Genomic DNA, 13,507 nt, shown 5'->3' with positions numbered 1-13,507 from the left:
TATTATGGCATCATACAATAGAACAAGAAGAATAGCAGAGGAAATAAGAAAAGTAATAAGTAATATGCTTATTAGTGGAATCAAAGATCCTAGAATAACATCTATGGTTAGTGTAACTGATGTAGAAGTTACTAATGACTTAAGTTATGCATATGTATATGTGAGTATCCTAGGTGGAGATGAAGAATCGACTTTAACAGGACTTAAAAGTGCTGTAAACTATGTAAGAAGAGAAGTAAGTAGAAATGTAAAGTTAAGACATACTCCACAAATAATATTCAAAGTTGATGATTCAATTAAAAAGGGTATGTACATGGATAATCTTATAAAGCAAGTTACTTCAAAGAATAATGAAGAATCAGTGCATAAGGATGAGGAATATGATAACTAATATTGATAATATTATAGATTTTATAAAAGGAAGTAACGACTTTGTCGTTACTTCTCATATTAGTCCAGATGGTGATAATATAGGCTCAACACTTGGAATATATTATGCTCTACAGAAATTAGGGAAAAATGTATATTATGTATTAGATGATAATGCTCCCCTTAATCTTAGATTTTTAGTAGATAAAGTAAATAGATTAAGTTCAGCAGATTTTAACATATTAAATATAGATAAATATAATTTAATAGCCCTAGATTGTGGAGATAAATCGAGAGTTTGTGTAAGTGAAGAAATTAAGAATAATGCTAAGAAAATAATCTGTATAGATCATCATGCAAGTAATGATGCTTATGGAGATTTAAACTATATAGATGCTGATGCTTCATCTACTAGTGAGTTAGTGTATAACTTATTGTCTAGATTAAATGAAAGAGAAAATATAAGTATTATAAATGAAGAAATAGCAACTGCTCTTTATACAGGTCTTGTAACTGATACAGGCAATTTCTCTTACTCAAGTACACACCCAAGTAGTTTTGAAATGGCTAAAGAGTTATTATCTTTAGGAGCTAGAAAAGATGAAATTATTCAAAGAGTTTTCCAAAGTAATTCTTATAACTACTATAAATTATTGGGAGAAGCACTAAATACTTTAGAGATAATAGATACTAAAATAGCATGTATAAACTTAACTATAGATATGTTACAAAGAAATAACATGAGTTTCAATGATGTTGATGGAGTAACTACTTATACAAGAGATATAGATGGTGTAGAAGTAGGGATTTTATTAAAAGAAAAGAAAGAAAATGAAGTTAAGGTTAGTTTAAGGTCTAAAAACTATGTAAACGTTAGTAAGATTGCTCAAGGTTTTAATGGTGGTGGACATATAAGAGCTGCAGGCTGTACTATATATGATACTGTGGAAAATGCTAAGAAAAAAATCCTAGAAGCTGTTCTAAAAGAGATTTAAGGTGATTTTAATGAATAAAATAATAAATATATTAAAGCCTACAGGCATGACATCTCATGATGTAGTTAGCAGAGTTAGAAGAATTTTAAATACTAAAAAAGTTGGCCATACAGGTACCCTTGATCCAGATGCATCAGGGGTACTACCTATATGTATAGGAAAAGCGACAAAGGTAAGTGAATTGATACTAAACAAAGATAAGTCATATATTTGTGAGCTTACATTAGGTATTACAACTGATACATATGATTCTTCTGGAAGTATAGTAAAAAGAACAGAAGATTTTAAAATAACTAAAGAAGACATCGAAAAAGCTTTTGAAACTCAAAGAGGAGAAATTGAACAATTTCCTCCAATATATTCAGCACTAAAGATTAATGGTAAAAAAATGTGTGATTTAGCAAGAAGTGGAAAAGCTGATGATATAGTTATAAAATCTAGAAAAGTAAATATAAAAGAATTAAATATACTTAGTATAAATGATAGAAAAATAATGTTTTATGTTAAGTGTTCTAAAGGAACTTATGTAAGAAGTATATGTCATGATATAGGAGAATTTTTAGGATGTGGAGGACATATGTCTTTCTTATTAAGAACTTCTTCAGGGAGATTTAATTTAGAAAACTCAATTACACTAGAAGAATTAGAAGAATTCAATAATAATGGAATTTTAGAAAAATATTTATATGATATAGATTATGTATTAAATAATTATAAAGAAGTTAATCTAAGACAAAGTGCTGTAAAATACTACAGCAACGGAGGAATAATAGATAGCAAAAGATTTAGTACAAATAATTTAGATGAAAATGATGAATTTGTAAGAGTTTATAGCGATGGTATATTTTTAGGTGTAGGGAAGTTATTAAAAGATAATAAGACTATTAGCTTAAAAAGTGATAAAATATTTATATAAACTATAATTCTAGTGGGGAAAAACATTATGGATATTATTAAATCTATATGGGATGTAAATAATGTAGAAGAAAGTGTTGTCACTATAGGAAAATTTGATGGTCTACACAATGGACATAAGGTCCTTATAAAAAAAGCAGTTGAAAGTAGTAAAAAAAGAAGAATTAAAAGTGTTGTTTTCACCTTTGCAAATCACCCTGCTAATTACTTTAACAATCATAGTGTAAAAAATATTATTACAGATAAAGATAAAATGAAGAAGTTAAATCATTTAGGTATAGATATAGTAGTAAATATACCTTTTGATGAAAAGATGACAAATATTTCAGCTGATGATTTTGCAAGAAAGATTTTAAAGGAAAAATTAAGAGCTAAAAAAGTAATTGTAGGACATGATTTTACATTTGCAAGAAATAAAGAAGGGAATGCAAAACTATTAAAGCTTTTAGGTGCTAAGTATAACTTTAAAGTTGAAGTTGTAAAACCCGTAAAAATAAATAATATAAGGGTCAGTAGCACTTATATAAGGAATTTAATAGCTGAGGGAAGTGTAAACAAAGTGAAAGAGTATTTAGGACGTAATTACCAATTAGAGGGGAAAGTAATTAAATGTAAGCAACTTGGAAGAACTATAGGATTCCCAACTGCAAATATGAAGATTGAAAATGAAATGCTTGTTCCTAAATGTGGTATATATGCAACTAAGGTATACTTAAACGGCAAAACATACTTTGGTGCAACTAATATTGGATATAATCCAACTGTAGAAGGTAAAGATTTATCAGTAGAGACTAATATATTAGATTTTAATGAAGATATTTATGGAAAAACTATAAAGCTTGAATTCTTAGAAAGAATAAGGGATGAAAAAAAGTTTTATTCATTAGAAGAATTAAAATCTCAGCTAAAAATTGATATTGACTATATCTACAAAAAGTATATTTGCAAAAAATAAATTTATATGATAAAATAAATAAGTAAATTAACCTTTACTCGGCATTAGAACACTCCAATCAATGCTTAGTAATTGGCGATTTTATTAAAAATTATATGGAGGTATTACAAATGAACAAGACTGATATAATCAAAGAATTCGGAAGAAAAGAAGGAGATACTGGTTCTCCAGAAGTACAAATAGCTTTATTAACAGCTAGAATAAACGAATTAAATGACCACTTAAAAACTCATAAGAAAGACCACCACTCAAGAAGAGGTCTATTAAAGATGGTTGGTAGAAGAAGAAACTTATTAGCTTACTTAAAGGAAAGAGACCTAGAAGGATACAGAGCTTTAATAGCTAAATTAGGATTAAGAAAATAATTATTTTTCTTATATACGAAACAGGAAGGCGAAAGCCTTCCTGTTTTTGATTAAATATATAAATTTTAATATGCGGAATTATAATTAATCTTGCAAATATTTAAATATAATTAACTATAATGGTATAAACTAATAAAAATAGATGATAGAACGTAAGTTATATGAATAAATAGTATAATTAAGCAAGAAGTACAAATGTAAAATTTAATAATAAATATGATTATATTTGCTCTGAAGGGTAAATAATTTATTAGGTAGATAAATCTAAAAAAAGAATATATACTTTAGTTTTAGGAGGAGATATAAGTGAAAGTAAAATTAATTTGTGACAGTTTATGTGATACGCCAAAGGAATTAATAGAAAAATACAATATAGAAGTTATTCCTTTAAATATAATACTAGGGGATAAGGAATACAAAGAAGGTATTGATATAAGTAATGAAGATTTTTATAAAAGAATGAAAGAAAAAACTGAAGTTCCAAAAACATCTCAAGCTACATATATTCAATTTAAAGAAGCATTTGATAAATATAAAGATGAATATTCTATAGTTTGTATAAATGGTTCCTCTAAATCTTCTGGAACATATCAAAGTGCTGTAATGGCAAAGAATGACACAGAGGGTGATATACATGTTTTTGACACATTAACATTATCACTAGGAAGTGCACAATTTGTGGTTAAGGCTTGTGAGCTTATTGAAAATAATAAAGAGATAACAGCTGAAGAGTTAATAAATGAATTAGAAGGATTAAGAAGTTCTGTAAGTTTATTTTTTGTTCCTGATACTCTTGAATATTTACAAAGAAGTGGAAGAGCATCACTTGCGACTGCTACAATAGGTAATATGTTGAAAATTAAACCTATATTTACCGTAGAAGATGCGAATATATTTATACATTCTAAGGTAAGAGGTAAAAAGCACACAATACATGAATTAGTAAAATTAATTATAGATAAATATGATACTTTAGAAGATAAAAATATCATAATAGGTTGCGGAGATAATCTAGATGATTTTGAGAAATTAAAGCAAGAAGTCCAAACTAAGATAAAATGTAAAAAGTTATATTTTACAAGAGGTGGTGCTTGTATATGTTCTCATACTGGGCCAGATATACTTGCAATTAGTTGCTCTTATTAGATTATGATTATATTTATCCGAAAAAGCAAATAATATACAAATGTATAAGTTTCGATATTAAACAAATATCTTATAATTACTTAAAAGCATAATAAAAGTCATAAGTTGAGTTTTATATTGTTAATTTATAGTATTTTTGATAAGATATAAATTAGGATAAAAAAGCGGTTTTAGTAAAAGAGGAGGTACAAGCATTAATGTTTGAACATAAAATTTTCAAAATGGATTTGGCAGGAAGAGAGCTTTCTGTTGAAATAGGAAAAATAGCTGAATTAGCAGCTGGTAGTGCTATACTTAGATACGGAGAAACTATGGTTATGGTAAACGTATCAAAATCAGCAAAACCAAGAGATGGTATAGATTTCTTCCCACTTAGTGTTGATTATGAAGAAAAATTATATTCAGTTGGAAAAATACCAGGTGGATTTTTAAAGAGGGAAGGTAAGCCTTCAGAAAAGGCAATATTAACTTCTAGATTAATAGATAGACCGATAAGACCTTTATTTCCAAAAGGATTTAGAAATGATGTACAAGTTGTTGCTACTGTACTTTCAGTAGATCAAGATTGTACTCCTGATATAGTATCTATGATAGGTTCTTCAGTAGCGTTATCTATATCAGATATACCATTCAATGGACCTACAGGATCTGTTTTAGTAGGACTTGTTGATGGAGCTTTAGTTGTAAATCCAACTGCAGAACAAAGAGAAAAAAGTTCTCTTCATTTAGTTGTATCGGGAACTAAAGATGCAATAATGATGGTTGAAGCTGGTGGAGAAGAAATACCTGAAAGCTTAATGTTAGAGGCTATATTATTTGCTCATGAAGAAATAAAGAAAATAGTAACTTTCATAGAAGAAATAACTGCACAAGTTGGAAAAGAAAAGATGGAAGTTGAATTACATAAGGTAGATGCTGATGTAGAAGAAGCTGTTCGTAAATTTGCAACTGATAAAATGAAAGAGGCAGTAAGAACTGTTGAAAAGCTTGAAAGACAACAAAAAATGGATGAAGTAAGAGAAGAAACTCTTGCTCATTTTGAAGAAATAGTTGATGAGTTCGGTTCTGATATTGAAGAAGTTCTTCAATCTATAATAAAGGAATCTGTTAGAATGCTTATAACTCATGAAGCGATAAGACCAGATAATAGAAAATTAGATGAAATAAGACCAATATGGTGTGATAATGGATTTATACCAAGAGCTCATGGATCTGGTTTATTTACAAGAGGTCAAACTCAAGTAATGACTATAACTACATTAGGGGCTTTAGGAGATGTTCAAATATTAGATGGCCTAGATGAAGAAGAAAATAAGAGATATATGCACCACTATAACTTCCCAGCATATAGTGTTGGTGAAGCTAGACCATCAAGAGGTCCAGGAAGAAGAGAAATCGGACATGGAGCTTTAGCAGAGAGAGCGTTAGTTCCAGTAATACCTTCTAAAGAAGAATTCCCTTATGCTATAAGATTAGTTTCTGAGGTATTAAGCTCAAATGGATCAACTTCTCAAGGGTCAGTTTGTGGATCAACATTATCACTATTAGATGCAGGTGTTCCAATTAAAGACATGGTTGCAGGAATAGCAATGGGTCTTATAAAAGACGATGATAAAGTAGCAATACTTTCAGATATACAAGGTATGGAAGACCACTTAGGGGACATGGACTTTAAGGTTGCAGGTACAGAGCATGGTATAACAGCTATACAAATGGATATAAAAATAAATGGTATAGATGAAAATATATTAAAAACTGCACTTGAGCAAGCTAGAGTTGGTAGACTTCATATCTTAAATGAAATGAGAAAGACTATAGATGCTCCAAAACCACAATTATCTAAGTACGCGCCTAAGATAATAACAATGAATATAAACCCAGATAAGATAAGAGACGTTATAGGACCAGGTGGTAAGGTTATAACTAAGATTATTGATGAAACTGGAGTTAAGATAGATATAGAACAAACTGGAGAAGTATTCATAGCTGGTATTGACCAAGATATGATAGACTTAGCACAAAAACTAATAAATGACATAGTTGCAGAAGCTGAAGTAGGTAAAACTTACAAAGGGAAAGTAACTAGAATTACTACATTTGGTGCTTTTGTTGAAATACTTCCAGGCAAAGAAGGATTACTTCATATATCTCATATATCTCATGAGAGAGTAGCAAAAGTAGAAGATGTTCTTAAAGTTGGAGATGAAGTAGAAGTTAAAGTAACTGAAATAGATGAAAAAGGAAGAGTAAACTTATCTAGAAAAGTTCTACTACCTAAGCCAGAATCAACTGAAAAAAAAGATCATAAATAATATTATAAGATTTTTATGATAAAGGTTAGTTCAAACAAGAACTAACCTTTATTTTTATATATAATTTTTGTATATAAATATAGTTTGCATAAATGGGACAATAAATTAATAAGATTTACTAAGATATAATTTGTACATATTTAGGGGGAATCTTAAATGTTAATTATGGTAGCAAATAAGAAGAAACTTAAGAAGATATTCATAGGTGTTTTAGTTGTATTGTTTACTATAGGAGGCATAATATTTGGACTTAAAAAAAGTGGAACTGTTCCTACTTTTAATCTAAATGATATGGCGGAAATACCATATGAGAGAGGTACTAAAGTTGATAGTGGCTATGTTGCAATAACTTGCAACGTAGACCTTGGTTGGGAGGATGAGTACATAGAGTCAATCTTAAACACATTAAAAAGTGAGGATGTAAAAATCACATTTAATGTTACTGGAAAATGGGCAGAAAATAAACAAGATTTATTATTGAGAATGAAAGAAGAAGGGCATGAGATTGGCAGTCATGGATACAAACATTTAGATTATGCAAAGTTGACTTATGAACAAAATTTAGAAGAAATGAAAAAGGCTGAAAGTGTAATAGAAGGTATTACAGGACAAGAGATTAAATTCTTTCAAGCTCCAGCAGGATCATTTGGAGATGGAACAATGAAGGCAGCTAAAGAATTAGGATATACAGCATTTAAGTGGGACATAGATACTATTGATTGGAAGTATAGAGAAGAGCCAGATGTGATAATTAACAGAGTAAAGAAAAAAGAAGTAAAAGATGGAAGTATAGTATTGATGCATCCAACAAAGGCTACAACAGAGTGTCTAGATGATATAATAGGAATAATCCGAGAAAAAGGATTAAAAGCAGGAAGGCTAAGCGATATTTTCTAGTACAGTTGAATAAATGGGATTACTAAACTATAATGTAATACATAACTAATTAAGATTATTAATAAATTAAATTCTGACTTGAAAAAGAGTAGTAATATATATAATAGAAATGTTGCAAATGGAGGAAAGCATGTATAAAGTAAAAACACTAGAGAATGGACTGACAATAATAGGGGAAGAAATACCATACGTAAAATCAATATCATTGGGAGTATGGATAAATGCAGGGTCAAGAATTGAAGATGCAAAAGTAAGTGGAGTATCTCATTTTATAGAACATATGTTATTTAAAGGAACTAGAAAAAGGACATCTAAAGAAATAGCAAGTGAAATAGATAACTTAGGAGGTCAAATAAATGCCTTCACGAGTAAGGAGTATACTTGCTACTATGTGAAGTTATTAGACGAGCATATAGATATTGGTCTTGATATATTAAGTGATATGATATTAAACTCTAAATTTGATACAAATGATATAGATAAAGAAAAATCTGTTATTATAGAAGAACTTAAAATGTATGAAGATTCACCAGAAGACTTAGTTTATGATATGTTATTAGAACATATATATGAAGGTGATGGATTAGGAATGAATATTCTAGGAACTAGAGAATCTTTAGAGAATATAAAAAAAGAAGAGCTACTAGAATATTTTAATACTTATTATGTTCCAAATAACTCAGTTATATCTATATCAGGTAATTTTAACTTTGATGAAATGGTAGAAAAAATTGAAGTAAAGTTTAAAAATTGGGACCGCAAGGATGTTAATATAACTTTAGATGAAGCTCCTTTTAAATCTTGCTTTATATCAAAAAATAAAGATACAGAACAAGTTAGCTTAGCAATGAATTTAAAAGCTGTTGGTATAGAAGATAATGAAGAAGTATATTCTTTAGCAGTAGTTAATAATATTTTTGGAGGAAGTATAAGCTCTAGATTATTCCAAAAAATAAGAGAAGAAAAAGGATTAGTTTATTCTATATATTCTGAACAGAGCTTATATAGGAAATGCGGAGAGCTTGGAATCTTTGCGAGTATGAGTAAAGAAAACCTAAAAGAGGTCTGTGAAATAATAAAAGATGAAATAAAAGATTTAAGTGAAAATTATTTATCAGAAAAAGAGATACATGAAAGTAAAGAGCAACTAAAAGGTAGTTACTTACTTGGACTTGAAAGTACAGGAAGTAGAATGATGTCTATAGGTAAGTCTATGTTACTTTTAAATAAAGTTAAGACTACGGATGAAATACTAGAATGTATAAATAATGTAAACATTGAAAGTGTAAAAAAGGTTATAAATAAAGTATTCAATTTAGATAACTTAGGTATATGTGTTGTTGGTAGAGATGTAGAAGGAATAGAGTTATAAAAAACAAATAAAGAGATAAATATGGTTTAGGGGGGATAAGGATGAATTTATCTGAAATAGCAGGTAAAGAGATTGTCAACCTAGTTACTGGCGAAAGATTGGGAGTAGTTGGAGAATGTGATCTTATAATAGATGAAACAAATGGTAAGATTCTAGCACTACTAATTCCGAAGGAAAAAGGTCTTTTTGGGCGAAAGAGAGATAATGACGTTTTAGAAGTTCCATGGAGAAGTGTAAAGAAAATAGGCAATGATATGATAATCATTGAATATGATGGAATATACTAAAGTATTCATGGGAGGCAAAATATGGGAATGTTAGTTCAAAAATTTGGGGGCACATCAGTAAAATCATATGAAAAAATGGAAAAAGTAGTAAGCATAATAAAAGCTTATAAAGAAAAAGGGAATGATTTAGTAATCGTTGTATCTGCAATGGGAAGAAAAGGAGATCCTTATGCTACAGATACTTTAATAGAATTGTGTAAAAGTATTAATAATGAAACGCAAAAGAGAGAGTTAGATATAATAATGTCTTGCGGAGAAATCATATCAGGAACGATATTAACAAGTATGTTAGAAGCAAATAATATACCAGCAATATTTCTAACAGGGATACAAGCTGGTATTATTACAACTGATTCATACTGTAATGCAAAAATAAAAAAAATAAATCCTCAAAGAATTGAAAAAGAAATAGCATTAGGGAAAGTTGTTGTAATAGCAGGGTTCCAAGGAGGAACTGAAAGTGGTGAAATTACAACCCTAGGAAGAGGTGGAAGTGATACTTCAGCTGTAGCAATAGGAAAGGCTTTGGATAGTAAAGTTGTTCAGATTTATACTGATGTAGATGGAATAATGACGGCTGATCCTAGGGTGGAGCCTGAGGCTAGAATCATAAAATTTATAGAATATGAAGAAGTTTTCCAAATGGCTGAGCAAGGATCTAAAGTTATTCATCCAAGAGCTGTAGAGTTAGCTAAAAAAGCTGATATAATATTAGAAATCAAAAACACTTTAAACCCAGATTATGAGGGGACAAGAATAGGTTCATTAAAAGATCTAGAGTATGGAGATAAAGATTATGAAAATGATGAAAAGTTTATGTCTGCTGTAGCTCATAAAAATAATATTGCTCAGATAAAAGTAAAGTCATCAGAAGAAGTATTTTCAAATGTTTTAAATGAAATGGAAGAAAAAAACATAAATATGGATATGATTAATTTTTTTCTTCAGGATAAAGGCTTTGCTATAAATAGTAATGATGCGGAGTGTGTAGAGAATATACTAAAAAAATATAAGGTAGAGTATTCTATAAATAAAAAATGTGCAAAGGTAACTTTAATAGGGAGTAAAATAACAGAGACTCCAGGTATTATAGCCAAAATCATAAGGGGATTATCTAAGGCTGGAATAACACTTTTACAATCATCAGATTCTTTTACTACAGTATCTTGCTTAGTAAATGAAGAAGATATGGCAAAAGCTGTCCATGTTATACACAATCAATTTTATAAATAATAAAAAAGAGATTAGTGCATAAATTCGATATAAAATGGACCCTTTGTCAAGTACACTAGAAAAAAAGGGTTCTTAAGAAGTTACTAAAAGCTGATTCCTGTATTGCACAGGAGTCAGCTTTTTTAAATTCCACTGGCAACGTTCATTATTGTAATAATCCATGTAATCATCTATCAATATTTTAAGTTCTTCTATTGTTTCACAGCTTTTATAATCAATTTCATCCTTCATATGTCCGAAGAATGATTCTTGCGGAGCATTATCCCAACAATTGCCTCTACGAGACATAGATTGACCCAAGTTATATTTTTTAAGCAATTTTTGAAAGATTGGACTTGTATAATGAGAGCCTTGGTCAGAATGAATAAATGCATCTTTATGTAATTTAAATGACTTTAGTTTAACTAATTTATTTATAGTTTCAGTTACAATATCTATAGCTAAGTTATTAGAAAGATTATAGGCTAATATTTCATTTGTTGATGAATCTTTTATTGTAGATAAATATGCCATCTTATTATTGCCGTACGGCATATATGTAATATCAGTTAACATTACCTTACCAGGTATGTTTTGCTTAAATTCTCTATTTAGTCTATTAGGAGCTACTCTATGCTCCTTTGTAGCCTTAGCAATACGCTTATATGGATTAGCTTTACGTATAGGACAAGTAATATTATATTTTCTCATAATTCTTTGGATTTTCTTTCTATTCATTATAATATTGAATTTATTTTCTAATACCATTTTTATAGACCTAGATCCTTTCTTATATCCACGATAGTTAAATGCTTTTAAGATAATTTCTTTAGATATAAGATCTTTATTTTCCTTTATACTTCTAGTCTTAAAATTATTTAAAAAATTATAGTAACCTGAAGTAGAGATATTAGCAATTTTACATAAATGTCTCGTCATGTTTTTAAGATTGAAACTTTGAATTAAATTTTGTATTAGTCTAAATATTTTAGATGCAGGTATTTTCTTATTTATCACCTGCCTTTCTTGCAGCTCTAACTTTTTTATCAATTCAAGCTCCGCTTTAAGATACTCTATTTCAGCATCTTTCTTAGCAATAATCTCTTCAATAGTTAATTCTCTATTAAGTGTTCTTCCTGAATTTAAAGTCCTAGTATCTTCTAAACCTAAAATACCTTTATCGTTATATGCTTTTCTCCATCTTAGACTAGCAGAATCTATACGTTTAATTCCAATTATATTAACATCAAATCCTGCATCTTCAAAAATAGCTCTTGAAGTTTTCCCATTCTCATATTCAGCAATAAACTGCAATTTAAACTCATTAGTATAAGTTATACCTTTAGCAGTTACATTTTTTACATATTTATTTTTAGATAATTCTAATATCTCTTGTTCTGTAAATATTTTTTTACTCATCTTATAATCACCTCTTAGTTAATATTGTACAAAAAAAGATCCCCTATAGACAGACACGCTTTTTCTCGTGTCCACCATATAGGATCCATTTTAATATGCACTAATCTCTTTTTTTATTATTAAATATAATTTACAAAATGTCATAAAAATGACATCAAAATGACACAAAAATGACATATTATACTAATATAATAAAATGATTAAATATACTTTATATAAAATATTAATATGGGAGAGATGAAATGAGTAAATTTAAAAGTGGAATTATACTACTATTAAGTTTAATAGTAGTAATAAGCCTTACAGCATGTGGTTCAAATAATACAAATAATGCAAATAATAAAAATGAAGTAGAAGTTAGTGAAGGAAATGATTCTCATTATCCTGTTATTATAACAACTTATAACTATGCAAAAGAACCTGTAGAAGTTACTTTTAATAAAGCTCCAGAAAAGGTAGTGGCAGTATATCAAAATTCAATTGAGACAATGTTAGCTTTAGGATTAGAAGATAAAATAGTAATGGCATCAGGTTTAGATCATGAAGTGAAAGATGAATATAAGGATGCTTTTTCTAAGATAAATTATATAGAAGACTTTGAACCTTCAAAAGAAGCTGTAGTTATAGAACAACCAGATTTTATATTATCTTGGCACTCTATTTTTGACGAAAAAAAATTAGGTGATGTAGATTATTGGCACGAAAATAATATAAAAACATATATGTCTTTAAATAGTGGAGTGAAAGAGAAGAGAACAATAGAAAATGAAATAACAGATATACTAAATCTAGGAAAGATATTTAATGTAGAAGATAGAGCAAATTCTCTAGTGGCTGAAATAACTAATAAGATTGATGAAGTGGCATCTTCAGTTAAAGGAGAAAAAAAGCAAAGTACATTAATAATAGAGTACTTTGATGATAAGATATATACATATGGAGCAAAAACGCTAGGTGGAGATATGGTATCTAAATTAGGTGCAGAACTTTTAAATCCAGAAGGTGGAAACATAAATGAAGAAGATTTAATAAATTTAAATCCAGATTCTATATTTGTTGTATATATGGATAGAACAGATGAAAACATGTCTAAAGATGCAATTAATAAAGTTTTAAATAATAAATCACTTGCAAGTTTAAATGCAGTAAAAAATAATAGAGTGAACTCAATAGCTCTTGGAGAAATGTACTCAAGTGGGATCAGGACTATTGATGGCATAACTACTTTTGCAAATGGAATATATCCAGAGCTAGATAATTAGG

General features: G+C 28.8%; 13 protein-coding genes. 12 read left to right on the top strand and 1 reads right to left on the bottom strand.

Annotated elements, in window-relative coordinates:
* Nucleotides 1-4 precede the first annotated feature (4 nt).
* From rbfA to dapG, 11 genes are all read left to right on the top strand, one after another.
* Nucleotides 5-391, top strand: a complete 387-nt coding sequence (rbfA, locus tag HF520_RS08900) for a 30S ribosome-binding factor RbfA (RefSeq protein ID WP_168573684.1) — start codon at nt 5-7, stop codon at nt 389-391.
* The gene (locus tag HF520_RS08895; protein WP_168573683.1) at nt 372-1,364 is read left to right on the top strand and encodes a DHH family phosphoesterase; all 993 of its coding nucleotides are present in this window, start codon (nt 372-374) and stop codon (nt 1,362-1,364) included. The genes rbfA and HF520_RS08895 overlap by 20 nt, the downstream gene beginning before the upstream one ends.
* Nucleotides 1,365-1,374: 10 nt before the next feature.
* Nucleotides 1,375-2,280, top strand: a complete 906-nt coding sequence (gene truB / locus HF520_RS08890) for a tRNA pseudouridine(55) synthase TruB (RefSeq protein ID WP_168573682.1) — start codon at nt 1,375-1,377, stop codon at nt 2,278-2,280.
* Nucleotides 2,281-2,307: 27 nt separating this feature from the next.
* Nucleotides 2,308-3,234, top strand: coding sequence for a bifunctional riboflavin kinase/FAD synthetase (locus HF520_RS08885; protein WP_168573681.1), 927 nt, complete (start codon nt 2,308-2,310; stop codon nt 3,232-3,234).
* A gap of 110 nt (nt 3,235-3,344) precedes the next feature.
* Nucleotides 3,345-3,599 (top strand): 30S ribosomal protein S15, encoded by a 255-nt coding sequence (gene rpsO / locus HF520_RS08880; RefSeq protein ID WP_168573680.1) that lies wholly within the window; start codon nt 3,345-3,347, stop codon nt 3,597-3,599.
* Nucleotides 3,600-3,905: 306 nt separating this feature from the next.
* Entirely contained in the window at nt 3,906-4,745 is an 840-nt protein-coding gene (locus HF520_RS08875; RefSeq protein WP_168573679.1) for a DegV family protein, read from the top strand.
* Between the two features lie 197 nt (nt 4,746-4,942).
* Nucleotides 4,943-7,057, top strand: coding sequence for a polyribonucleotide nucleotidyltransferase (locus HF520_RS08870; protein WP_168573678.1), 2,115 nt, complete (start codon nt 4,943-4,945; stop codon nt 7,055-7,057).
* A gap of 156 nt (nt 7,058-7,213) precedes the next feature.
* Nucleotides 7,214-7,954, top strand: a complete 741-nt coding sequence (locus tag HF520_RS08865; RefSeq protein WP_168573677.1) for a polysaccharide deacetylase family protein — start codon at nt 7,214-7,216, stop codon at nt 7,952-7,954.
* A 130-nt stretch (nt 7,955-8,084) separates the two neighbouring features.
* Entirely contained in the window at nt 8,085-9,326 is a 1,242-nt protein-coding gene (locus HF520_RS08860) for a M16 family metallopeptidase (RefSeq protein ID WP_168573676.1), read from the top strand.
* Nucleotides 9,327-9,367: 41 nt separating this feature from the next.
* Nucleotides 9,368-9,613 carry a YlmC/YmxH family sporulation protein gene (locus tag HF520_RS08855; RefSeq protein WP_168573675.1) on the top strand — a complete coding sequence of 82 codons (246 nt, stop codon included), beginning with the start codon at nt 9,368-9,370 and terminating at the stop codon, nt 9,611-9,613.
* A 21-nt stretch (nt 9,614-9,634) separates the two neighbouring features.
* Nucleotides 9,635-10,846: an aspartate kinase gene (gene dapG / locus HF520_RS08850; RefSeq protein WP_168573674.1), complete on the top strand. Its 1,212-nt coding sequence runs from the start codon at nt 9,635-9,637 to the stop codon at nt 10,844-10,846.
* A gap of 72 nt (nt 10,847-10,918) precedes the next feature.
* Here the strand turns inward: dapG and HF520_RS08845 are convergent, their stop codons facing one another.
* Entirely contained in the window at nt 10,919-12,244 is a 1,326-nt protein-coding gene (locus HF520_RS08845) for an IS3 family transposase (RefSeq protein ID WP_168572206.1), read from the bottom strand.
* Between the two features lie 242 nt (nt 12,245-12,486).
* On the opposite strand from HF520_RS08845, the gene HF520_RS08840 reads away from it, so the two are divergent.
* Complete coding sequence (locus HF520_RS08840; RefSeq protein ID WP_168573673.1) at nt 12,487-13,506, top strand: ABC transporter substrate-binding protein; 1,020 nt, start codon at nt 12,487-12,489, stop codon at nt 13,504-13,506.
* The last annotated feature ends 1 nt before the right edge of the window (nt 13,507 follow it).

Source organism: Romboutsia sp. CE17, from assembly GCF_012317385.1.
Lineage (GTDB): Bacteria > Bacillota > Clostridia > Peptostreptococcales > Peptostreptococcaceae > Romboutsia_E.
Note: the sequence above shows the minus strand (reverse complement) of the source record. Positions and strands in the feature narration are given on the sequence as shown.

What these genes read in the sequence shown, in the direction of transcription:
- rbfA (WP_168573684.1), top strand. Translation starts at nt 5, where the DNA reads ATGGCATCATACAATAGAACAAGAAGAATAGCAGAGGAAATAAGAAAA.
- HF520_RS08895 (WP_168573683.1), top strand. Translation starts at nt 372, where the DNA reads ATGAGGAATATGATAACTAATATTGATAATATTATAGATTTTATAAAA.
- truB (WP_168573682.1), top strand. Translation starts at nt 1,375, where the DNA reads ATGAATAAAATAATAAATATATTAAAGCCTACAGGCATGACATCTCAT.
- HF520_RS08885 (WP_168573681.1), top strand. Translation starts at nt 2,308, where the DNA reads ATGGATATTATTAAATCTATATGGGATGTAAATAATGTAGAAGAAAGT.
- rpsO (WP_168573680.1), top strand. Translation starts at nt 3,345, where the DNA reads ATGAACAAGACTGATATAATCAAAGAATTCGGAAGAAAAGAAGGAGAT.
- HF520_RS08870 (WP_168573678.1), top strand. Translation starts at nt 4,943, where the DNA reads ATGTTTGAACATAAAATTTTCAAAATGGATTTGGCAGGAAGAGAGCTT.
- HF520_RS08865 (WP_168573677.1), top strand. Translation starts at nt 7,214, where the DNA reads ATGTTAATTATGGTAGCAAATAAGAAGAAACTTAAGAAGATATTCATA.
- HF520_RS08860 (WP_168573676.1), top strand. Translation starts at nt 8,085, where the DNA reads ATGTATAAAGTAAAAACACTAGAGAATGGACTGACAATAATAGGGGAA.
- HF520_RS08855 (WP_168573675.1), top strand. Translation starts at nt 9,368, where the DNA reads ATGAATTTATCTGAAATAGCAGGTAAAGAGATTGTCAACCTAGTTACT.
- dapG (WP_168573674.1), top strand. Translation starts at nt 9,635, where the DNA reads ATGGGAATGTTAGTTCAAAAATTTGGGGGCACATCAGTAAAATCATAT.
- HF520_RS08845 (WP_168572206.1), bottom strand. Translation starts at nt 12,244, where the DNA reads ATGAGTAAAAAAATATTTACAGAACAAGAGATATTAGAATTATCTAAA.
- HF520_RS08840 (WP_168573673.1), top strand. Translation starts at nt 12,487, where the DNA reads ATGAGTAAATTTAAAAGTGGAATTATACTACTATTAAGTTTAATAGTA.